Origin of the sequence: Bradyrhizobium sp. JR4.3 (assembly GCF_040547695.1) — a bacterium.
Lineage (GTDB): Bacteria > Pseudomonadota > Alphaproteobacteria > Rhizobiales > Xanthobacteraceae > Bradyrhizobium > Bradyrhizobium canariense.
On record NZ_JBEPQF010000015.1, the window covers coordinates 62,118 to 83,175 of the forward strand.

Genomic DNA, 21,058 nt, shown 5'->3' on the forward strand with positions numbered 1-21,058 from the left:
TGACTGCCGAGCAGTATCGCGAGACGCAGACTGATCGGATCGAGCGCTCCCTTCTGCAACAAATCCTGGGACAACAGGGAGTCTGGTCTCTGCGTCGACGTTTCCAGCGAGCCGCTCTTCGCATGCTTCGACGAGCTCGACAGCGAAACGGGATGGCCGAGTTTCACGGAAAGCGCGAGCGCCCGCCAAAGCCCGAAGTGAACTTCACGCCTTTGAAGTCGTCTTGTGCCCATTGCGTACGCCGTTTCTTGGTCAACGCGAAAGCGGAATGCAAGCAGCAGTCCTGACTTCACTCTACCAGAACGTCGGCGTTTTCCGCTCGCTTCTGCACTATCCCGGTGAGTCGTTCTTGAGTATGGCCGAGTGATTGGATGGTTGACACACCCAAGACTGACTCCACCCCAACGGCCCCAATCCAAAGGAGCCGGTTTTGGGAAGTCCGGATGAAGGGGACCGTAGTGTCGAGTGTTACTCCCGAAGAGAACTGCGGTCCTCTCATTTCGGCTTGTTACCTGATCGTCAGGTGCGTGCTCGCGAGCGCCCTAATGTTGACGATGAACCTGCCATCTTCCAACGGCCATGATGCAATGCACCCGGAGCTGAACCCGTGGTTTGCGAAACTCCGTAGTAAGTCTGGCCCCTGCTGTGATGGCTCCGACGCCCTACATCTGCGGGATGTCGAATGGACCACTCAAAACAAGAAGGAAAGCCATTACAGGGTTATGGTGCCCAAGACCGCCGACCTCTACAGATCCGCCTCCAACGGTCAGGACATGAAGAAGGGCGATACCGAGTGGGTTGATGTTCCCGACGATGCCCTCGTTACCGAGCCGAACATGGACCATAGCACGTTGGTATGGGTGTGGTATAGCTCCGGGTTTCAGATGACCGACCAACCGCACATTCGCTGCTTCATGCCGGGAGCGCTGACATGACCGGCGATGTTCATGATTGCGCCGCGCTCGAAATGAAAAGCGGCATCTCGAGGCCGCAAGTGTCCTCGAGAACGGTGACAGCTCGCAGGCATACACGGAGACAGAGGTCCGCTCCAAGCACTGAGACAGCCACCTCGGCCATGTTTTACCTGACGGGGCGTTGCCACAAGGAAGGGCTGAGATACTGCGTCAACTCGGCCCCCCTTCGCGTAATCCACCGCGACCAATTGGGGTGTGAGCGATTCGGCGAGTACGTGAGGTTCTTTGGAAAGCAGGAGGCCTGAAAATGGCAGGGACTACAGAACGCGCGATCCTGGCAGGCGGTTGCTTCTGGGGGATGCAGCAGCTGGTGCGGCGCCTGCCCGGTGTGATCTCAACGCGGGTCGGCTACTCCGGCGGCGACGTCGAGAATGCCACGTACCGCCACCACGGCACACACGCGGAAGCGATCGAGATCACGTTCGATTCGAGTCAGACTAGCTTCCGCGACCTGCTTGAGTTCTTCTTCCAGATCCACGATCCGACGACTCTCAACCGGCAGGGAAACGACCAGGGTGCAAGCTACAGGTCGGCGATTTTCTACATAAACGAGGATCAGCACCGCGTCGCACAGGAGACCATCGCCGACGTCGAGGCCTCAGGGCTGTGGCCGGGCAAAGTGGTGACCGAGCTTTCGCCCGCTGGCGATTTCTGGGAGGCGGAGCCAGAGCACCAGGATTACCTGGAACGCTATCCGAACGGCTACACTTGCCATCGTGTTCGTCCACAATGGAAGTTGCCGCGCAGGAACGCCGCCTGACGGGCGATTGCGTTGTCGGTGGCCTGCGGCGCGCGCGCAGCCCCGCGGCGGGTGTGTCGTAAGCGTTTGCAAACTGCTCTCGCCGCTCCTGCGAAGTCGCTCAGAACGCGACAAGGTGGTGAGGTTTGGACGGCCGGGCAAGGCCTCAGATTCTCGGCCCTGGATCATTCCCTGACGTTTGGCGTGCGCGAGTCTATGCGCGTTGAATGGCCCATTTGATTTCTCGTGAGGACTTGCAACTGCCTTTGCGCATCCGTTCCAATCGGCGCTCGTGCTCAGGTGGCCTTGAGCAGTTCTAGCGATAGTCCGGCACACGAACGAGTAGGACGGAGAACCGATTTCCGTCGCGGGCGCAACGGACCCAGTCGATGACCGATGCGGGCTCTGCGAACCTGGCACCTCACATACGCGACCTGCTTTTTGTGGCGATCGCTCTCGCTGATCTGACGGACTACGGCCATTCGATGAGCGGTTCACATTCCTGTTCAATGCCTAGTACGAGACACTGAGGCGCGGCTGCAGCGTCCTCGGCGCGTCATGATCACGCGGGCCGGCAATGGACGAAGTCTAATAGCGCGCGCATGTCGACCCGAGCAGTCGCTAACTTGGTTGCTCCCGGGCCGGGGAGGTCGCTGGGCTGATCGAGCTCGGATGTAACATGAGCGGCCTAAGGGCCGGTCGGAGCCGCGTAAGTGGCAGACCCCGAACGGCCAGCACGGGACGATGACGCTGAAGTCTCAACTGGTCGATCCGACCCGCCCGTCGTGCACGTCAGCTACTTCGAGGCTCATGCGCTTGCCAGGTGCTCTGGAAATCGGCTGCGGAGCCAGAGCGCAAAGGGTCGAGATGGACGGCAACCTAGGCCCAAATCCGCGTCCCTACCGAAAGCTGGGATGCAGCAGATGTTCGACGACGTCTGAGAGTGGATGCCCAACTCACTCTCGCCTTACACGCGCTTCGGCGTGGTTGGTGAGTAAAATTAGGCCTTTTTGCGGGGCCGCTCTTGCGTGACGGCGCGGGGCCATGGCCGCGCGTAATGCATAGAAAAGCGCGAGACGGCAACAAGGAAGCGAACACGAAGCTGAAGCGGCTTCTGGCTGACGCCATGTTGACAATGCGGCCTTGAAGGATCTCCTGGGAAGGAAATGGTGACGCTCGCGGGGAAGCGGAAAGCTGTCGCTCATCTGGTGGATGCTCACGGGATGAGCGAACGGCGGGCGTGTAAAGCGGCTGCTGCCGCATGACCATGAGATATCAGACAACCCAGGCTGACGCTGCTAACCGCCGCCAGCGCCTGAGGGCGATTGCTCACGAACGCCGCCTGCATTCGCAGCTCGGATGGAGAACTCGTCCGAGTTCGCCATGACCTGCCGCCCGCGCCAGGATCTGGCGCTGCGCTACCCGAAAGGCTCCGCGCCAGCTCCCGTCGCTCGCACCGCCCAACCGGGCAAATCCGCCGGCAAGAGCGAACTCAAAACTGAAAAAACTTGGGGGCAACGTCAAGGGCAGAGCGGCGACGCGAGACGCGCCGCTGCGGGGCAAGAGGTTATTCATCGGTGAAGCCTACGACCGGACAATTCACGAGATTCCCCGTCGTCTTCACGGGCCCGCCCGCAGGACTCACCAGCAAACCTGACGCACTTTTTGCTTCGAGATCGTCGCCGTCAGTGATCAGTTTCCGTTGATCCTTCGAGATAGCCTCCTGGGTCCACTCGGCGAGTCGTACGTCCCACATCGGAGAGTATCCGGCGCTGATCTCCTTGAAGTGCGCGAGGATGTCGAGCGAGGGGCCCTCTCCGTTGATGGCACTGTCGAGCCCCTGGCGGTTCGGATCGTTCTCACCCATCTTGCCGTTCACAATCGTATAGATCACCTCAATCGCGCCGCTCTGAAGAATGTCGCTTTCCGCAGGCGCAAAGGTGGACGACTCGAGGGTCGCCGACTCCTCGGAGTTTGCGTCAAAACTAAGATAACGCAGGTGTTTGCCGTTTGCGAAGCCAAACCGGAGTTTCAAGTCAACGGTACCTTTGTCAGGACAGATGCTCGCCACGGAGTCCGTCACGACAGAGTAATCAGGACTGCCGTTGCAGAACGCGATTTTCGCGGGCTCGACATTAAAAGCGATGACTGGAGCGTTAAAGACAATGTCCTTGCGATTAGCCACCCGAGCCAATGGGCTGTAGTGCACATCCCCGACGGATCCGGCTCGGGCCGTCCTAGGCGGAAAAAAATGGGGCGCCTCCCCCCCCACCAACGTTTGTGGCGGTGAGAAATCGACCCGGCCCGATTGGAACGTGAAGTTACCCGACTCATCCATTTCCGCAACCCGTGTGCTCGTCAAGTCTTTTGCCTTAGCGAGACTCGGCGCCCATGTGAGCCCCATGTCTTTCGAAGTAGCGTAGTCACTTACGTCGGTAAGCACGAACCAAACAGTTTCTCCCGAGGCAAGACGGCCGCGATGGAGCGGCAGGGTCACCACCTCCCGTACAAGGTCCACTTTGCCCGACGTGAGGAATTGCTTTGTGATTTTTTTGTAGGTTACCGGACCGGCTGCTAGACTCCCTTGGGGTGCCGAAAACGACAGAAGAAAGATCATCATCGATCCACAAATGCATCTGCTGAACTTTTTACTGTGCTTCATGACCCTACCTTTTTCTGCATCCAGTCTGGTATTACCCACGCATCTGGTCTTACCCACGACATCCAAGCGGACGTGGCTAACGATCCGTCACTTCTTTAGCCCGGGATAGCCATGGACATAGATCCAGTCAGTCGCCTTGGCTGGGATGTGGCAGCCCAGGCAATCTGAACGAAAGTTCGTTGAGGTCGTTTTCACGGAATCGCCCGCGTCGAACCAAGACCAGCCCCAGCCGTTGCCCCACAACTTATTATCGGGGTGGCTGTTCTTACCGTCCTTCACCATCATGAACCAACCTTTGAGAAGTTCTTGATGGCTGACCGTTCCAGTCGTCATATCCGAAGTGGCCGCGTCGTAAACCTCCTTCACCAGGATCGAACCTTGGGGAAATTCGCCCGTTGTGCGATAGCTTGCCGCAGTTCCGGGCGAAGCGTAGACGACGTGAATTTGCTTAGCGCCTTTGTCACCTGCGACAGACCAACTCCCAAGGAATTCGTAGGTGGTTCGGTAGTTCTTCGGGATATGCATGTTGCCTGCCGCATCAACAAGTTGTTCCTGCGCAGGGGCGGGCTGGCTGGCTACGGGCTGCGAAACAAGACACCCGACCGTAACTACGATGAAGGACGCGGACGCCACGGCCGCACTTCTGAGAAATGTCATCACAGGGTTTCCTACTTTGTAATCGAAGGATTCTGACTGGGCGGCATTTTTTTAGAAGAGTTCTGGCCAGGCGGCACCGGCACCTGGTCGAGCAACACGTAGAACTGCGTCCATACGTCATCCCGTTTCGCACTCGCAATGTGGCAATAGGCGCATTCCTCGATTGGCCGGACTTTCGCGGTGGCTGCCTTGGGTTCATGGTGGTTGAAGTTGTAGTAGCCCCAGCCGTTGGTTGCCTTATATCTCTCGCTGTCCTTGACCGTCACATCCGCGCCGTTGAAGGCGCCCGGGAAGAATCCCTTCCCAGATGGCTCAGTTCTCGAACCGTCCGGATGAGTGGCGGGCTGCATGAGCTGCAGTTCTTTCACGAAGATTGTTCCCTCGGGGAACAGACCTGTTTTCTTGTAAATATCGTAAGAACCAGGCTCGATATAGACGTTGTGAAATTCAGGGAAGTTTGCTTGAGGGGGGTTTAAGAAGTTTGGCGTCAGTGGCGAACCGACATAAACCCATTCGTGGAAGTTCTTTGGCAGAATAAGCTCGCCATCTTTCGTGTATTCAGGAAGATACCGGCCGGTGGCGTGCCAATCGTCGGGTGGTGGTAGCTGTGGTTGCTGTGCGAAGACTGCGGTCGCTATAGCGCTAGCACCGAGGACGGCGGATAGTGCTAATACTGTGCGTCTCATGATCTCTCTCCTCTGACCAGCTATAATGTCACCGAATGCTGTAGTAGCGGCATTCGTGCGCAGGCGGTCTCATCAACTACGCACAAGTCAGATTAAACGTGCGTGCCTATGTGCGGAAGCAACGAAGGGGCATGCAATTGATACCCGTCGGGAATGATGTCCTCTCGAACTACCTATGTTTGGCGATAACGAGCGTTTCGCCCGCGCAACGCATGCCGAAATGATTCGGAGTCACCGGCGTGACAATCGATTGATTGGAGAGATTGCGCTTTGGCAATCTAATCCGCGCGATGTTACTCACCGCGAAGCGTGCGGCGTTGTGCTCCATCGTCCAGCTAAAGCACTTCGTTTCGAGTAGGCCTGGTAGCGTAGCCTGCCCGAACTGTTTCGCGCTTCCTGTCCAGCTCAAGAGCCTGCTTTTGCAAGCATGCCTTGCATGCTCACCGCTAGTCGGCCGGCGAGCCCCACCTTGGCCTTGCTCATGTTGGCGATCCGCACCGGCCCAGCTCTTCAGTTGTGAACAGCCCCTGAGCGGCTTGGTAGCATGATATGGGCAACATCGTAGAGTGCCATGCGCAACGAACCATTGCCCAGCTTGCTGATCCGGCCCGTGTAGTCCGATCTCGCTGGACTGATGCTATTCCGGTGCTCAGGACAACCTCGTGACCAGTGGCGTTTGCATCTGCGCGCCGAGCGCATCGTGCAAGGCCTCGAAGGACGAAGGCACAGAAGCGCTTCGCTGGAAACGAATGTTGATGCGACCCGCTTCGCCGCAACTGACCGCGCGACGCTGGATCCCAGCACCTCAGGCGGTAGTTCGCCCTCGTGCATAAGGATCTCGGATCTTCTCCGGCAGCATCGCCGAGAAGATCCGCTTTGTCGGCGGGAGGCCTGATCGACCAGGTGCGCAGGGCGTGACCAAAGCGGCAGCCGATTGTTTCACCACGCGCCGCCGCCAGAAGGATACGACACGTCGGTCGGCAGGCGCGGAGTGACTCTCTCAATCGGTCAACGCCAGCGCCTCGCTATCGCCCGCGCGATCGTGAAACGGCGGCTTCCACGCTCGACTCGGGAACGAGCGAGTTGGAGTAGGCGCTGATCGCACAACGACTGACGCACCACGATCCTGGTTGCTCATCGGCTTGCCACCATACAAAGGGCGGACCATACCGTCGTCATGGAAAGGGCCGCATCGTAGAACAGGTATGCATTCTGACCTCGCGCAAGGCACGTCTCTACGCTCTGCAATTCAGCCGCTGTCACGGAGAGGACGGCAAAGCCGCCTCGCTGATAGTTGCACCAGAACGGGCGTGCGGTTTTCCGAAATGGACGCAGGCGGGCCAGTTGTAAGCTGGCTCAGGCGGCACCCGACCATAACCGGACCTCATGCAAACTATAACTAATACGAGCGCGAATGCGTGATGAGCTACGGTCGAGGGACGGTCAGGAGAGATTGAGATGGACGATCTGGACGTACCAGCGAGTTGGCAAGCAAGGCATCGGCCACACGGAAACGTCAGTAGCAGACGTTTGTGTGTGGACGTAGTGCCGGGGGAACGAGCATTGACGCCGCCCAACGGGACGTTCGCTGCGGACGATCACAATTGTGCGGCCGAAGCTTACGAGCGTCATTTCCACGGCTGTCTTGAGCGCCTGCACGGGGAGCAACGTTATCGCGTCTTCGCCGACATCGAACGGATCTCCGGCCGCTTCCCAGCCGCCAAATGGCGCCGGTCTGACGGAACTGTTAGGGAAATCACGGTTTGGTGCTCGAATGACTATCTCGGTATGGGACAGCACCCGGAAGTCGTGAGTGCACTGACCGCAGCGGCACACCGCTGCGGCGCAGGAGCGGGTGGAACGCGCAACATCGCCGGCAATAATTCCCCCTTGGTTGATTTGGAGGGCGAGCTCGCTGATCTGCATGGCAAGGAGGCGAGCCTCGTCTTTACCTCCGGGTACGTATCGAATCAGGCCAGCATCTCGACGATCGGTAAGCTGATGCCAGGCTGCGTGGTCTTATCTGATGCAGATAACCACAATTCGATTATCGAAGGCGTCCGCCAATCAAATTGCGAAAAGCGGATTTTCCGGCACAACGATCTCGGTCACCTTGAGTCGTTGCTGCGCGAGGCAGGAGACCGCCCCAAGCTTGTCGTGTTCGAGTCCGTATACTCGATGGATGGCGATGTGGCGCCGATCGGCGCCATCTGCGACCTCGCGGACCGGTATGGCGCGATGACCTACCTCGATGAGGTTCACGCGGTTGGCCTCTATGGCGGTCACGGTGCCGGGATCAGCGAGCGTGATGGCGTGATGCACCGCGTGACCGTGATCGAGGGTACCCTCGCCAAGGGATTCGGCTGCGTTGGCGGCTATATCGCGGCGTCGCGGTCGATCTGCGACGCGGTGCGCAGTTTCGCGCCCGGATTCATCTTCACGACGGCACTCCCTCCACCAATTGCCGCCGCAGCCCGTGCGTCCGTTCGTTACCTGAAGCACTCGTCTGCCGAGCGCGAAGCACACCAACGGCAAGCCGCTGCAACGAAGCGGGCGCTCAAAGCCGCCGGGCTTCCGGTCTTCCCGACCGACACCCACATCGTGCCTGTGATTGTCGGCGATGCGGAATTGTGTAAGGCGGCAGCCGATCGTCTTCTAGAGCGCCACGCCATTTACATCCAGCCGATCAACTATCCGACCGTTCCCCGTGGGACCGAGCGTCTCCGCATCACGCCCTCGCCATATCACGGCGATAGCCACATAGCGGAACTCGCAGCTGCGCTCGCGGAGACTTGGGAGACCCTCTCTCTTGCCTGAGAGCCGTGCTTGGGAGCGCCCCCTTCGCAACCGCCTCCCCCAACGTTGTGCATCGGAGGGGCATCGGCTACCCGGCGGGCGCGGACCGCGCTGGGAAGGCTTCGCGCCTCCCAGGTTGCGGCCGAGGCAGCCAAGTTGGGACGACGGACCAGCCAAAGAAAGCCGTTTGAGGAGAGACCCGCCCCTTTTCGACACGCTTTCGGTTAAAAGATGTGATGCGACCCAATCCACTCCTTCTATCGCGCTGCTACGTTGCATGGGTCATCGCGTGGCAGATCTTGCTGCTTACGATCATAATAGGGTTCGCATTCGTCTAGTGGGGAGCCCCGAAGAATTGACCTTCGTCATCCTGTTGGGCGGTTCTCCCCAACGGCGCCGCCCTTCGTTCGAACATGCTGATCCAGAATCGATCATTTCGATAAGCCCTCCAACCCGGCGTTCGAAAGCGATCCGAGCGAGACAACGGGCAACCGGAAATAAAAATGGATATCACGCAGCGGTGTCATCTCTTGATCGAGGATCTGTCCGTCGCGCGCGGCGAGCGCGTGGTGTTAGGCGGAGTGTATTTGCAACTTGGCTCGAGCCAACTCGCCGAAGTGACGGGTCCCAATGGCGTGGGCAAATCCACTCTTTTGCGCACTATCGCCGGTTTCTTGCCATTGGGATCTGGTCGCATGTCACTGGTGGAGTCCGAAGCCATGGATTCAGCACCCTTGGCAGAGCGCCTCCACTACGTGGGTCATCTCGACGGGCTGAAGTCAGCGTTGACCGCCCGCGAAAACCTCGAGATCGGCCTGGGAATTTTGGGCCGAGGTCGGCTAACCCCGTTAGACGCGCTGGAGCGTCTGGAGTTAGCCCACGTTCTCGATCTGCCCGTTGGCTATCTCTCCGCGGGGCAGCGTCGCCGTGTCGCATTGGCCCGGCTCCTGGTTGCCGATCGCCCTCTATGGCTGCTCGACGAGCCGCTAACGGCGTTAGACCGGCACGCACGAGCCTTGCTCAAGACTATTGTCGCAGACCATCTCGGAAGAGGAGGATTGATGCTCGCCGCCACCCACGAACCACTCGGTCTGCCGGGGACAATCCAAGTCAGGCTCGGAGCGAGGTGAGTGTCTTCCCGCTGAGGCGCGGCCGGCATCCTTATAGCCGTCTGTCTCAAGGTCGGGAGAGAAGAGGTCACGCCGCTTTTCCGAGTTCCCCGGAATGGTCTCGACGCAATGGCGACGCCGGATTGGGGCCATGATCCGTATTCTCCTCGTCGTCTTTCTTCGCGACGTCACGCTGGCGCGTCGCATCGGCGGAGGCGGAGTTCTTGGCCTTGTCTTCTTCCTCAGTCTCGTAACTGTGGTGCCTTTCGCGATTGGACCTGACCTGCGCTTGCTATCGCGCATCGGTCCAGCCATTCTGTGGATAGCGGCGCTCCTCGCGAGTCTATTGGGCCTTGACCGTCTGTTCCAGGCAGATCACGAGGACGGTTCGCTGGACCAGATGTTGTTGTCGCCGACGCCGCTAGAACTCATTGTTCTGGTGAAGTGCGTGGCCCACTGGTTTGTTACAGGGCTACCGCTCGTTCTGCTCTCGCCTTTGTTTGGCCTGATGTTGGACTTGGACGGCTCGGCGCTCTGGGCGGTAGCAGCGACCTTGTTGGTGGGTACGCCAACTTTCACCTTCCTGGGAGCGATCGGTGCAGCGCTTACCGTCACGCTGCGGCGGGGTGGTCTTCTGCTTTCGATCCTCGTTGTACCGCTAGCCATACCAGTGCTGATCTTCGGTGTCTCCGCCGCGCAGAGTGGCACAGCGCCCGTTCTGACACCGTTCCTGGTTCTCTGCGCTCTGGGACTTGCATCCATCGCCCTCGCCCCAATCGCCGCAGCCGCGGCACTTCGCGGGGCGGGAGAATGACAAGCGCATGCAGCGGAAGGGTTTGCTTGGGAGCTCGCCGTCGCGGAGCGACTCCGCACGCTTCCCAAGCTAAGACGACTTGATCATCGGGCAATGCCTATAGCGGAGTATCCGCGTCTAACAAGGCCGCGAGCCGATCCCGCTCGGCTTGGCTCAAGGGCGCCGCCGGCGTAGGTTGCAGGCGTCGCAATCTGAACAGGAGAGCGATCCCGCCCGCTGCGAGCACCAAAGCCGGCATTCCCCAGAGGAAGGTGGTTTCCAAGTCGAGCGGTGGTCTCAGCAGGATAAAGTTCCCATAACGCTTAACCAGAAAGTCGCGGACCTGCTCGTCGCTCTCGCCGACGTTAAGGCGTTCGCGCACCAGCAGTCGGAGATCCCGCGCGAACTCTGCTTTCGAATCGTCGATCGACTGGTTTTGGCAGACCAGGCAGCGCAGTCCGGCGGAAATATCGCGCGCGCGCGCCTCAAGGTTCGGGTTGGGCAGGACCTCGTCTGGCTGCACCGCCCTGGCCAAGCCAGGCGCGAGGCCTGCGGATACGATCGAAAGCAGAAGAATGCGACGAAGCGGAGTCATTCGGCGGCCTGCGGCGCTGCTGCGGGGTTAGCTGCGGCGCGGACGCGAACCGCGCGGCGCGCGAAGCCGATTCTGAGGCGTCTATCAGACAACGACACGATCCCTCCAAACGCCATGATGACGCCGCCTATCCAGATGGCCGTCACAAGCGGCTTCCAGAACATGCGCGCATCGATCGAACCATCCGCGTGCTGGTCCCCAAGCGAAATGTAGATCTGGCCAAAACCCAGCGTCACGATGCCTGCCTCGCTGACGGTAGTCTGTCGAACGGGAAAACTGCGCTTGGCGGGCTCGACGGTGGCCACGGCCGCGCCGCCCCGGCTTATGACCGTGTAGGCCAGGACTTCGGAGTAGTTCGGGCCCTGTCGAGATTGTAGATTTTCGATAGTCGCTTGATAAGGCCCGAGATCGATCCCCTGACCTAGCTTGACGGTCGCGATCCGCTCCACGCCCCAACCGGTCGCCGCCAAGCCCATAAGTGTCACGCCAAGGCCAGCGTGAGCGATAGCAGCACCCCAGGCGGAGCGCGGCAGCCCGACCGCGCGGGCCAGCATCACTCGAATGGGCTGCCCACGTGCCCAGATACGCGACATCACATCGGCGAACGAACCGACTATGAGGTAGACGGCGAGGCCGAGGCCAACCGTGGCGAGGACAGGGCCGCCTCGGATGACGGCAACGAGCACAAGTGCGACCACGAGGCCCCCCAAGGCTGCAACCGTCGCCCGTTGCGCCGCGCCGAGCAGGTCGCCACGCTTCCAGGCGAGCGACTGACCGATCGGCATTAGCAGAACGATCAACGCTAGTAGCGGACCGAGGGTCAAATTGAAAAACGGTGCACCGACCGAAATCTTGTCCCCGGTCAGAGCCTCAAGCGCGAGCGGATAGAGCGTGCCGGTCAGGACCGTAGCGCAGCAGGCGGTGAGCAGCAGGTTGTTGACTGCGAGCGCGCTCTCGCGTGACACGGGCGCGAACAGACCACGTTGGCTCAGGGAAGGCGCACGCCAAGCATAAAGCGCGAGGGAACCGCCGATGAACATAGTCAGGATGATCAGGATGAAGACGCCGCGCGTCGGGTCGCTGGCAAACGAATGAACGGAGGTCAGCACCCCTGAACGCACCAGGAAGGTGCCGAGCAGCGATAGCGAGAATGTAAGTATCGCCAGGAACAGTGTCCAGATCTTGAGGGCTTCGCGTTTCTCCATAACGGCGGCCGAATGCAGGAGCGCGGTACCCGCAAGCCAGGGCATGAGTGACGCGTTTTCGACCGGATCCCAGAACCAGAACCCGCCCCAGCCGAGGGTGTAATAGGCCCAGTACGAGCCCATGGCTATGCCAAGCGTTAGAAAGATCCAGGCAATCAGTATCCAAGGCCGAACGTAGCGGGCCCAAGCGGCGTCCAACCGTCCGCTGATCAGCGCCGCCACCGCGAACGAGAACACGATCGAGGAGCCGACATAACCGAGGTAAAGGAGCGGTGGGTGTATTGCAAGGCCCGCATCTTGAAGCAGCGGATTGAGATCCTGGCCTTCAAAGGGCGCCGGAAACCGTCGCACGAAGGGATCGGAGGTGAACAGGATGAAGCAGAGGAAGGCAAAAGAGATCCAGCCTTGGACCGTTAGTGTATTGGCGCGCAATTCCTTTGCCATGCCGCGCCCGAGAATCGCAACTGCCGCTCCGAAGGCCGCGAGAATCAGAACCCAAAGCAGCATGGATCCTTCGTGGTTGCCCCAGACGCCGGCGAGTTTGTACACGAGTGGTTTGGTCGTGAGCGAGTTCTCGGCGACTGTCACGAGACTGAAGTCGGACACCACATGAGCGTAAGTCAGGGCCGCGAAGGCATAGCCCAACAGCAGGAACTGGGTGATTGCAGCCGGGACCGCAATGGAAGTCAGCCCAGAATCGCCACTGCGGGTCCCCCAGAGCGGCAGAACTGACTGAAGCAGCGCGACGGCGAGAGCCAGAGCGAGCGCGTAATGTCCGGTTTCGACGATCATCCTTTCGGTCCGTCCCGTTGTGGTGTTTCGTGGAAGGCCGCGCTATTGCGCCCACGCGGATTTTCGTTCCGCCAAATGCCTGATTGCTTGAGTTTGTCGGCTACGTCCTTGGGCATGTATCGCTCGTCGTGTTTGGCGAACACAGTATCGGCATGAAAGACGCCCGGTCCCTCCACCGTGCCCTCGGCCACGACGCCTTGTCCTTCACGGAAGAGATCCGGCAGCAATCCGGTGTAGCTGACCTGGATGTCGTACTTCAGGTCGGTCACCGCGAAGACGACAGTCGACGATCCACCATAGGTAAGTGAGCCACGTTTCACCAGGCCGCCGATGCGCAGACGGGTTCCTCGCGGCGGCGCCTTTTCGGCCATCTCGGTCGGCCCGTAGAAGAAGACGATACTGTCACGCAACGCAAACAGGACGAGCCCAACCGCGATGGCCAAGGTGAAGCCTGCTGCGCTGATGATAGCGATGCGCCTGCCCTTTCTGGTCAAAGTCTACCTCTTCAAACCAAGCTGACTGACGAGTTCATCGATGCGCTCTGGCGCTTGCGCATCTTCTGCTAACTGGGCGCGCGCACTTGCGACGGCCGCCTCGGCCTTCTGGCGTTCACCCAATACGACGTAGGACCTAATCAGTTGCAGCCATCCCTGAAGGTCATGGCCATCCTTCGAAAGCTTCTCGGCCAGTCCTCCCACCATCCCGCGGATCGCGTCTCTCCGCTGCTCCGGTGGAAGCGCCGCGACTTCAGCCCGGCTTCGGCCGGCTTCTGCTTTTGATTGAGTTGGCCTAGAAGACTTATCCAGGTGTTGGCGGACGGCATCCATCCACGGGGCGCCGGCTGGCGTATCGGCCTCCAGCGCCTCCCAAAGTTGTCTCGCCCGATCTGTGTCGCCATCTTGCTCTACTGCGAGCGCATGGAAGAATCGCGCCAGAGGCTGTTTGGGATCATCCACGAGCGCTTGGTCAATGGCACCGCGTGCTTCTGCAGTCACAACGCCGTCGGCAGCCATCGTCAGGGCCTGCCCAAGAGACGCACGCTCCTCCGCATTTTCGCCGAGCAGCCGTAGCGCCGCCCTATACGCATGCGCCGCATCCTGAAACCTTCCCATGCGCAGGTAAATTGGCGCGACAACCTGGAATCCGCGGCCATCATTGGGGTGGCCCTTCAGACGCGTCTCGACTTCGGAAATCGCGGCAGCGAGAGTGAAGTCCTCACCCGTGCGCCTCGATGCGATCGGCATATCAGGCTGGTTGGGAGCGCCGACCTTGAGATACGACGCGAGAGCCACGAGTGGCAGCACTAGGGCGATCGCCAAGGCCGCGGCAGTGCGTCTCGGCTGCCAGCGCGGCCACGCATGCGGCCGGCTCTCCGACGCGGAGTCGAGTGACGCAAGCAGCCGGCGCCCGATTTCGGCACGCGTGGCCATGGCATCCTCGGGCCCTACGAGTCCGCAGCGGACGTCATCATCCGCCTCGGCCAGAAGGCCGCGATAGAAGGCCACGTCGGAATCGTGACCGCCAAAGCTCTCACGCCGCTCGGAGAGCGACCGGGCCAGCGCCAGCACGATTGCAAAGGTCATCATTGCGAAGACGGCCCAGAGCACGTTCAAGGCCTCCGTCCGTTTTCGCCAATCCCTAACGTACCACGTTTTCGGGCATCCGGCGCGCTTGAAAATCGGACTGCTTCTATGTGTGCCGCTCCCATGGTCCGATCGGCCACTCCCGAATGATGTAAATGGACTTGCAAGGCAGTCGTCATGGACGCTCTGCCCCGGCAATTGCCGCCATCAAAGCAGGTCGACTTGCGTCCGAGATGCCTCCAACCAGCTTGTAGGCGATTGTGCCATCCCCCTTGACCACATAGGTCTCGGGGACGCCATAGACGCCGAAATCGATGCCCGTTCGGCCGGACAGGTCAGTGCCGACTTGTGCGAAGGGGTTCCCATTCGCGGCGAGATAGGCTAGCGCGTTTCTGGGATCGTCTTTGTAGACGATGCCGGTAAGCGTCACCCCCTGCCGCTGCAGCATCCGGTCGCTCGCCAACGCCATCAGAGCCCCTTGTTCTTCCCGGCACTCGATACACCATGATGCGAACACGTTCACAATTGTCACGTGCCCCTTCCGCAGATCGGCGCTCGACAAGCCGGGTGGACCAGGCGTGCGAAGCCCCTCGAGCGGCTCCAGTGCAAACTGCGGTGCCGGCTTGCCGATCACAGCGGAGGGCACGAGCGACGGGTCTCCGGCGCCGAGCCGCACCAGGAATAATACCGTGATTCCGAAGAAGACTAGAAGCGGGATAATCACCCACAGGCGGGCCAGCGCGCGTTGACGGGCCGTGGTGCTCGCAGGGAGGTGAATCGAAGGTGTGATGTTGCTCATACGCGGCCGCGCGGATCCGAGTGACCAAGTCGCAGACGACGCAGGGTACGGCGCTGAACGCGATAGTCGATGAGGACCGCCGCGATCATCCCGGCAAGCACGGTGCCTGTCACCAGAAAAGTCATTGTGATGAATCCGCTATGCTGCATCACAATCTGCTCAGGACGCCATTTCGACAGGCAGTATGCAAGCCATGGCAGGTTCACCCGCAGCCGCCATCGTGATCGCAAGCCGCCGGATACGGCGTCGCATGATTTCGTTACGGACTGCCATTACGTGGAGAGTCACGAACAAAAGCGAGTATGCGAGCGCCATCACAATCAGCGGCCATAACATCGTGCCGGCAATCGCCGAGCCCTCCATGCGAAATACCGATGCCGGTTGGTGGAGAGTGTTCCACCAATCAACCGAAAACTTCACGATTGGGATGTTGATGAACCCAACCAAGGTCATGATCGAAACTGCTCGTGCCGCCCTGTTCGGGTCCTCGATCGTCTGCCAGAGCGCGATTAGACCGAGATAGATCAGAAACAGAACCAACACGGAGGTGAGCCGGGCGTCCCAAACCCAATATGCGCCCCACATTGGTTTACCCCAGAGGGAGCCTGTGACGAGGCAGATAAAGGTGAAAGCCGCGCCAAGCGGCGCAGCCGCCTTTTGTGCTGCATCGGAAAGTGGATGACGCCAAACTAAGGATCCGAGCGCAAACACCGCCATGAACGTGTAGGCAAGCATCGCTGTCCACGCTGCGGGAACGTGGATGTACATGATGCGCACCGTCTCGCCTTGCTGGTAGTCGGGTGGCGCGGCGAATGTTCCAAGCAGACCAACTGCGAAGGCGAACGCCGTCGAACCCCAAAGCCAAGGCAGCAGCCTTGCGGCGATACGCACGAAATTACCGGGATTGCTGTACGCAGTGAAGTTCAGACTCAAATTCCGATCTCCTCGAACTCAACCTGCAGGCCGGGATTGCTCGCGCTCCCGACGAAAGTTCGTGCCACTCGGGCGTCTACAAGCCGATGAGTATCGCATCACACCGGAGACGATTTCACAAATTACCTCCAGTTATTGTTTTGATGCCCGCTAGGCGCCCAGAGCTGAGCGGCTCCGATTTGTATACTTGGAGTGCCGAAATCGTCCCGTGCAGACGGCACAGCAATTCGAGAGACCGATAGTAGGTGGGAGCCGCGCGCTATTCGATCGCGTGCGACGTCGAGATAGCCCGCGCTCGATGCTCGGCGTAATGAGCTAAAAGTGACGGCGCTCGTCTCGTGTAAGCGGTCCGCTTCAAAGGGCGCCTTCTTCGTATAGGTCCCTTACTCCGTTTGGATGCCCGACCCGTACGTAGGGTCAATTGAGCAACAATCGCGATCGTCGTATCTATAACGCGTGCGGTGGCCCTCCCAGCTATCGCTGCCCACCTTGGGCGTTTCCTCCCTAGACTTAGGCCGCTTGTGGCAACGCAGGCGGCCCTTTTTTTGTGTGCACTCATTTGGAATTGAACCGAGGTCTGGTCGACCTATACCTCGGCAGGGTCACTTCATACCCTCGCGCAATGGCAACAACTAAGCGCTCGGTGCTACCAGATGATACGGAGCGAACAGCAACGGAACCGGCCCGCGAGCAGGCAGTTGCAGGACAAGGTCGGCCACGTAATGCTCGACCGGTCTTTCCCATCATCGAGCCGTATGTTGCCAGTAATTACTGTTTACTTCCATGGTTGCGGAGAGCCCCCCATGATAAGCATCGCCGATCTCTTAATCCGGTTCCGGCAAGGGAGCCGGCCCGCGTCCAATGCTCAAGTTGCGGTTGTGACCGATCGGGATCGATCCAGCATGGCCGAGTTTGTCCGCATCCTGCAGGCCTACGATCAAGGCCGGTACGGCAGGAGTTAGAGGGCGACCGCGTCTCAAGCAGCGAAGAAAATCCGGGACACGGGACCGTCCACACATGACTTCAATCAGTCATTTCGCTTTCGCAATGCAGGTGCCATCAGTTGCTAATCGGCGATCCGCTTTCGAGGCCATGATCGAATTCGTGACAAAGGATCGTCGCCCAAGCACGATGAGCCGCGGCTAACGTTGTTGTGACCACGACAGCTCGGCGACGCGTTTCGATCGCCCGGGTAGTAACTCGCAAGGCGAGCTGCTGAGGTGCCGTCGCCGCCGGATAATGGGAAATGCCCTGCGACTATCTATCCGATAGCCATTTATCATAAGCTTAATTCAGACGCGATCGCATCACGGCGGCGTTTGGCTGCCCTCACCACCTCGCCGTATGTTCAATCGGAGTTCTGTCCATCACCCTCAGATTCTTCCGGAACGTATCCATGCACTTGGCGAAAGGCACGGAGAAAGCTACTGTAGCTCCTGTAACCGACCGCCCGCGCGATCTGCTCAACTGAAAATGTCCTCGCGGCGAGCATATCGGCTGCACGCTTCATCCGTATTTGCCGGAGCGCTACCATTGGCGAACATCCTATCGTGCGCACAAAGCGCGCCATGAATGCGGATCGGCTCAAGCCGGCCTTTTGCGCCAAGGCCATGACAGAGTGATCGGCCGCCGGCCGCGCTAGCATATCGGCGAACGCAAGAGCGATTTGACGGTCACTCAAAATAGAGAAGCGTTCGAGCCAAACGCTGGTCGAACTGAGACTGCGACGGACGAGCGTGACGAGCACCTGCTTGAGAATGGCGGTTGTCATCGCCTGCATTCCAACCCGCCCGCCGCTGATTTCTGCCAACGCGGCCTGCAACTTCGACCCCACTTCATCGGCTGGTTCGAAGCGCTCGACAATCGGCGTGGAAAGGCCTGCAAAGAGGTCGATCGACGAGCCGTAGGTAGCGCGAAAGTACCCGCAGATCAGCATGACCATCGGGTCCAGGTCCCCGGCGACGAATCGCTGGATTCGCTCGCCGAAGCGCGGATCCCATTGCGCTTCGACCACATTCACTCTCTTGGCCGCTGTGCGGTCATCGACCTCGATGTGAAACGGCTTCTTGGCCGGTGTGATGACAAGGGTGTGAGGTACTAGAGGAAATGCGGAGAAGCCACCCACGACCATTCGTCCGGTCCCGGAAAGATTGTAGTGGATAGCCGGCGCCTCCGCGCTTCCGAATGACAGGCGCCAGCCTGGGCTAACCAAACACTCGATGAGCCCAATGACGTCGACATCCAAAGTTGCCATCAGCACATCGAGATGGGATCGAAGCAATGTAAGATTTGGACGATCGGACATGTGTTTCGGACTCTCGGATTGAGCTGATGTCCTAGTCTTAGGACAGGACAATTGCAAATCGTGGAACTGCATTATGGCTAGGATGATGCGCATCTGCTCGCCATGACCAACTGCCTAAGCGAAGTTGGGAACCTCTTCGACGAGCGTGAGCGTGCCGCGCTTCCCGCGGCCCTCATTTCACTGTCCAGAACTGACGCCTTAGGAGATCCCCAAATACAAAAAGCACTTAATGGAAAGGTAGGCGAGGCGATCCCAATGCAAACCTGACATTAAACTGGTCTCGCGTACGATGTTCTAGCAACCGCGACCTCAATAGGAAACAGCATCGATGCGAACGCTTTCAGCAAGACGCGGCCGGCAATTCCGAGCCGGCGCACAATACCTGTTTCCTCGGAAGCTCCGCGAGCAACCGCTTGATCATCACCCCTGCCTACTATGGCAACGAACCGAACGGCCCGTACCGCGGCAAATGTTTCGAGTATGACTATGCAGCTGCAACTTTATCAGGTGCGATATTTCTTAGCCCTAGCAAAGACGCTAAATTTTACGCGAGCTGCGGAGCAATGCAATGTGACGCAGCCGGCGCTGACAAAGGCGATACAAAAGCTGGAGCAAGAACTCGGTGGCGCGCTGATTCACCGTGAACGTCATCTCACCCAGCTCACCGATCTGGGCAAGATGATTTTGCCCACGCTGGAGAAAATATTTTCCGCCGCCGAGGCCGTACGGCTTCAGGCACGAGGGTATCAAAAGAAGACAATAGCCCCGCTTAAGATCGGACTGGTGCCGTCAGTCTCCGCCGCACTCATTACGGAATTGCTCGTGGAGCTCGCCAGGATCATCCCCGATCTTCGAGTCGATCTGCGCGAGGCCGATGCCAACGGGCTGGTTGCGATGCTTTTGGATGGCGAGATCAATGCCGCACTTGTCGGTGACGCCATGGAGCTGCCTGAGCGTATCGACCGCTGGCGCCTGTTCGAGGAACGCTGCGTGCTCATCTTGTCTCGGAAACATCCGATGGCCAGGCAAACCGTCATCCTGCTCGAAGACTTGCATGAGTTGGTCTTTCTCGAAAGGGTCGGATGCGACGTCGCAGACCGATTTAAGCGGGCTTGTTTTGCCGGCCACCCAGGCCCCAAGGTTGTGCACAGGAGCGATCAGGAAAGGCATCTTCAGCAAATGGCATTCGCCGGTTTGGGGGCCATCTTGGCGCCAGAGCACGCTCCCAGACTACCGTCGCTCGCCACTGTCGGAATTGAGGGCGACCCCGTCCGGCGCGAGGTGCAGCTTTTGGCCGTGGCGGGGAGGCAGTATTCGCCGGCGCTTGACGCCTTCATCAAGGTTGCTCGTGTTCGCGACTGGACGAGTGCGTTGGACAAACTCCGCCGCGCATCTGCCCCTGACTCGAACAAGGACAATGTTTGCACCGCTGATGCACAAGGTGCAGGTTCCTTGATCCAAATCACGGGCCCCGGCCCCGCCTCCTCATGCCCGAGCTTGGCACGGGCATCCAACCGTCGTTGCTGAAGTGACGCGAAGTCGTGGATGGCCAGGACAAGCCGGGCTATGACGCAGTTGCAGTGGCCCATGCGCAGCCTCTTGAATTGACTTGTCTCATTCCGGTCGGCCTCGAAGGACGAGGCTTAGGCCCATCCTATTTCGGACAGGGCAGCAAGTAAGGTTTCGGTCTGCGCTCCCGTGATGGAGTCCGGGCCGACAAACGCTCGACGGATGATCCCTCGTTGGTCGAGGACATAGATGGCCGGCATCGGCAACATCCAAAAGGAGAAGCCATGGGGAGCGCAGAGATCGAGTCCGCGCCGCAAGAGATGGCTCTTTACGTCCCCCGGCACCACGGACAACAGGCCGAACGAAAGGCTCACCCCAAGATCTAGGTCGGAGAGGAGTTCCAGATCCAGTCGGTGGTCGCGTTTGAAATTGCGCAGCAAGTCCCCTGTCTCGGGCGTTATCGCAATTACTCTGGCGCCAGCAGCGCGGATACTAGGGATGGCCCCGTGAAGAGCGCGTAGACCAGCTGCGCACATTGGGGACCAAGTCCCGTAAACGAAGATGACAATTAACGGTGCAGTTTGTCGCAATTCCAAAGATGAAACGAGCTTTCCATTTGCCTCGGGCAGAAGAAAATCGGGGGCAAGTTCGTTCGCCTTCAGGGCGCCGTCAGGAATACCGGCCTCTTGCAACCATGACGAAAGCAGGCGGTCGGTCCGGATGTCCAGCATGCGTAAACCGCTCAAGGTCTCCGCAGAGGGTTCGACCTGCGTACTAGCCGGGCGCCCCTTTGAAACTTCATCGCCCATTCTGGTCCTCCCCGGTACGCCCACGGTACTTGGCAGCGGATGTTTCTTCCATGGTGACCGAGCGTTTTGGAAAGCGAAAATTCAACTTTGGAATGGTAACCGTCCACGAATA

At 59.5% G+C, this 21,058-nt stretch carries 19 protein-coding genes and 1 pseudogene; 8 read left to right on the forward strand and 12 right to left on the reverse strand.

Annotated elements, in window-relative coordinates; translation table 11 throughout:
- Positions 1-33: 33 nt before the first annotated feature.
- The 4 genes and pseudogenes from ABIB91_RS23145 to ABIB91_RS23160 form a co-directional block, all read left to right on the forward strand.
- A complete protein-coding gene (locus tag ABIB91_RS23145) occupies positions 34-201 on the forward strand; it encodes a peptide-methionine (R)-S-oxide reductase (RefSeq protein WP_354167354.1) in 168 nt (55 codons plus the stop codon).
- A gap of 344 nt (positions 202-545) precedes the next feature.
- Positions 546-935, forward strand: coding sequence for a hypothetical protein (locus ABIB91_RS23150; RefSeq protein WP_035992376.1), 390 nt, complete (start codon positions 546-548; stop codon positions 933-935).
- 286 nt (positions 936-1,221) lie between these two features.
- Positions 1,222-1,734 carry a peptide-methionine (S)-S-oxide reductase MsrA gene (gene msrA / locus ABIB91_RS23155; protein WP_009859360.1) on the forward strand — a complete coding sequence of 171 codons (513 nt, stop codon included), beginning with the start codon at positions 1,222-1,224 and terminating at the stop codon, positions 1,732-1,734.
- A gap of 1,063 nt (positions 1,735-2,797) precedes the next feature.
- Positions 2,798-3,055: pseudogene (locus ABIB91_RS23160) on the forward strand (IS3 family transposase); the annotation flags it as partial.
- 225 nt (positions 3,056-3,280) lie between these two features.
- On the opposite strand, the gene ABIB91_RS23165 reads toward ABIB91_RS23160, so the two are convergent.
- From ABIB91_RS23165 to ABIB91_RS23175, 3 genes are all read right to left on the reverse strand, one after another.
- Positions 3,281-4,330 (reverse strand): hypothetical protein, encoded by a 1,050-nt coding sequence (locus ABIB91_RS23165; RefSeq protein ID WP_354167092.1) that lies wholly within the window; start codon positions 4,328-4,330, stop codon positions 3,281-3,283.
- Between the two features lie 132 nt (positions 4,331-4,462).
- Positions 4,463-5,032, reverse strand: a complete 570-nt coding sequence (locus ABIB91_RS23170; RefSeq protein ID WP_354167095.1) for a cytochrome P460 family protein — start codon at positions 5,030-5,032, stop codon at positions 4,463-4,465.
- Positions 5,033-5,043: 11 nt separating this feature from the next.
- The gene (locus ABIB91_RS23175; protein ID WP_354167099.1) at positions 5,044-5,718 is read right to left on the reverse strand and encodes a cytochrome P460 family protein; all 675 of its coding nucleotides are present in this window, start codon (positions 5,716-5,718) and stop codon (positions 5,044-5,046) included.
- A 1,458-nt stretch (positions 5,719-7,176) separates the two neighbouring features.
- On the opposite strand from ABIB91_RS23175, the gene hemA reads away from it, so the two are divergent.
- From hemA to ccmB, 3 genes are all read left to right on the forward strand, one after another.
- Entirely contained in the window at positions 7,177-8,535 is a 1,359-nt protein-coding gene (gene hemA, locus ABIB91_RS23180; RefSeq protein ID WP_354167102.1) for a 5-aminolevulinate synthase, read from the forward strand.
- A 482-nt stretch (positions 8,536-9,017) separates the two neighbouring features.
- Entirely contained in the window at positions 9,018-9,644 is a 627-nt protein-coding gene (gene ccmA / locus ABIB91_RS23185; RefSeq protein ID WP_354167105.1) for a heme ABC exporter ATP-binding protein CcmA, read from the forward strand.
- Positions 9,645-9,774: 130 nt separating this feature from the next.
- Positions 9,775-10,437, forward strand: coding sequence for a heme exporter protein CcmB (ccmB, locus tag ABIB91_RS23190; protein ID WP_354167108.1), 663 nt, complete (start codon positions 9,775-9,777; stop codon positions 10,435-10,437).
- Positions 10,438-10,534: 97 nt separating this feature from the next.
- Here the strand turns inward: ccmB and ABIB91_RS23195 are convergent, their stop codons facing one another.
- The 8 genes from ABIB91_RS23195 to ABIB91_RS23230 all read right to left on the reverse strand — a co-directional run bounded on the left by ABIB91_RS23195 (position 10,535) and on the right by ABIB91_RS23230 (position 18,628).
- On the reverse strand, positions 10,535-11,011 hold the full coding sequence (locus ABIB91_RS23195) for a cytochrome c-type biogenesis protein (RefSeq protein WP_028141255.1): 477 nt from the start codon (positions 11,009-11,011) through the stop codon (positions 10,535-10,537).
- A complete protein-coding gene (locus tag ABIB91_RS23200) occupies positions 11,008-13,008 on the reverse strand; it encodes a heme lyase CcmF/NrfE family subunit (protein ID WP_354167112.1) in 2,001 nt (666 codons plus the stop codon). The genes ABIB91_RS23195 and ABIB91_RS23200 overlap by 4 nt, the downstream gene beginning before the upstream one ends.
- The gene (gene ccmE, locus ABIB91_RS23205) at positions 13,005-13,502 is read right to left on the reverse strand and encodes a cytochrome c maturation protein CcmE (protein ID WP_009859369.1); all 498 of its coding nucleotides are present in this window, start codon (positions 13,500-13,502) and stop codon (positions 13,005-13,007) included. The genes ABIB91_RS23200 and ccmE overlap by 4 nt, the downstream gene beginning before the upstream one ends.
- Positions 13,503-13,505: 3 nt before the next feature.
- Positions 13,506-14,615 (reverse strand): c-type cytochrome biogenesis protein CcmI, encoded by a 1,110-nt coding sequence (gene ccmI / locus ABIB91_RS23210; protein WP_354167356.1) that lies wholly within the window; start codon positions 14,613-14,615, stop codon positions 13,506-13,508.
- Positions 14,616-14,766: 151 nt separating this feature from the next.
- Positions 14,767-15,390 carry a DsbE family thiol:disulfide interchange protein gene (locus tag ABIB91_RS23215; RefSeq protein ID WP_354167115.1) on the reverse strand — a complete coding sequence of 208 codons (624 nt, stop codon included), beginning with the start codon at positions 15,388-15,390 and terminating at the stop codon, positions 14,767-14,769.
- Positions 15,387-15,539 carry a heme exporter protein CcmD gene (ccmD, locus tag ABIB91_RS23220; RefSeq protein WP_083869754.1) on the reverse strand — a complete coding sequence of 51 codons (153 nt, stop codon included), beginning with the start codon at positions 15,537-15,539 and terminating at the stop codon, positions 15,387-15,389. The genes ABIB91_RS23215 and ccmD overlap by 4 nt, the downstream gene beginning before the upstream one ends.
- A gap of 10 nt (positions 15,540-15,549) precedes the next feature.
- On the reverse strand, positions 15,550-16,323 hold the full coding sequence (locus ABIB91_RS23225) for a heme ABC transporter permease (protein ID WP_247334976.1): 774 nt from the start codon (positions 16,321-16,323) through the stop codon (positions 15,550-15,552).
- Positions 16,324-17,671: 1,348 nt separating this feature from the next.
- The gene (locus tag ABIB91_RS23230; RefSeq protein ID WP_354167119.1) at positions 17,672-18,628 is read right to left on the reverse strand and encodes a helix-turn-helix domain-containing protein; all 957 of its coding nucleotides are present in this window, start codon (positions 18,626-18,628) and stop codon (positions 17,672-17,674) included.
- Positions 18,629-19,114: 486 nt separating this feature from the next.
- Between ABIB91_RS23230 and ABIB91_RS23235 the strand changes: the two genes are divergently transcribed.
- Entirely contained in the window at positions 19,115-20,155 is a 1,041-nt protein-coding gene (locus tag ABIB91_RS23235; protein ID WP_009859376.1) for a LysR family transcriptional regulator, read from the forward strand.
- A gap of 116 nt (positions 20,156-20,271) precedes the next feature.
- Here the strand turns inward: ABIB91_RS23235 and ABIB91_RS23240 are convergent, their stop codons facing one another.
- Entirely contained in the window at positions 20,272-20,946 is a 675-nt protein-coding gene (locus tag ABIB91_RS23240) for a redoxin domain-containing protein (protein ID WP_354167122.1), read from the reverse strand.
- Between the last annotated feature and the right edge of the window lie 112 nt (positions 20,947-21,058).

Excerpts from the sequence above, each read along its gene's own strand:
- ABIB91_RS23150 (WP_035992376.1), top strand. The coding sequence starts at position 546 with ATGTTGACGATGAACCTGCCATCTTCCAACGGCCATGATGCAATGCAC.
- ccmA (WP_354167105.1), top strand. The coding sequence starts at position 9,018 with ATGGATATCACGCAGCGGTGTCATCTCTTGATCGAGGATCTGTCCGTC.
- ABIB91_RS23195 (WP_028141255.1), bottom strand. The coding sequence starts at position 11,011 with ATGACTCCGCTTCGTCGCATTCTTCTGCTTTCGATCGTATCCGCAGGC.
- msrA (WP_009859360.1), top strand. The coding sequence starts at position 1,222 with ATGGCAGGGACTACAGAACGCGCGATCCTGGCAGGCGGTTGCTTCTGG.
- ABIB91_RS23165 (WP_354167092.1), bottom strand. The coding sequence starts at position 4,330 with ATGATCTTTCTTCTGTCGTTTTCGGCACCCCAAGGGAGTCTAGCAGCC.
- ccmB (WP_354167108.1), top strand. The coding sequence starts at position 9,775 with ATGATCCGTATTCTCCTCGTCGTCTTTCTTCGCGACGTCACGCTGGCG.
- ABIB91_RS23170 (WP_354167095.1), bottom strand. The coding sequence starts at position 5,032 with ATGACATTTCTCAGAAGTGCGGCCGTGGCGTCCGCGTCCTTCATCGTA.
- hemA (WP_354167102.1), top strand. The coding sequence starts at position 7,177 with ATGGACGATCTGGACGTACCAGCGAGTTGGCAAGCAAGGCATCGGCCA.
- ABIB91_RS23215 (WP_354167115.1), bottom strand. The coding sequence starts at position 15,390 with ATGAGCAACATCACACCTTCGATTCACCTCCCTGCGAGCACCACGGCC.
- ABIB91_RS23200 (WP_354167112.1), bottom strand. The coding sequence starts at position 13,008 with ATGATCGTCGAAACCGGACATTACGCGCTCGCTCTGGCTCTCGCCGTC.
- ABIB91_RS23230 (WP_354167119.1), bottom strand. The coding sequence starts at position 18,628 with ATGTCCGATCGTCCAAATCTTACATTGCTTCGATCCCATCTCGATGTG.
- ccmD (WP_083869754.1), bottom strand. The coding sequence starts at position 15,539 with ATGCAGCATAGCGGATTCATCACAATGACTTTTCTGGTGACAGGCACC.
- ABIB91_RS23240 (WP_354167122.1), bottom strand. The coding sequence starts at position 20,946 with ATGGGCGATGAAGTTTCAAAGGGGCGCCCGGCTAGTACGCAGGTCGAA.
- ABIB91_RS23175 (WP_354167099.1), bottom strand. The coding sequence starts at position 5,718 with ATGAGACGCACAGTATTAGCACTATCCGCCGTCCTCGGTGCTAGCGCT.
- ABIB91_RS23235 (WP_009859376.1), top strand. The coding sequence starts at position 19,115 with ATGCAGCTGCAACTTTATCAGGTGCGATATTTCTTAGCCCTAGCAAAG.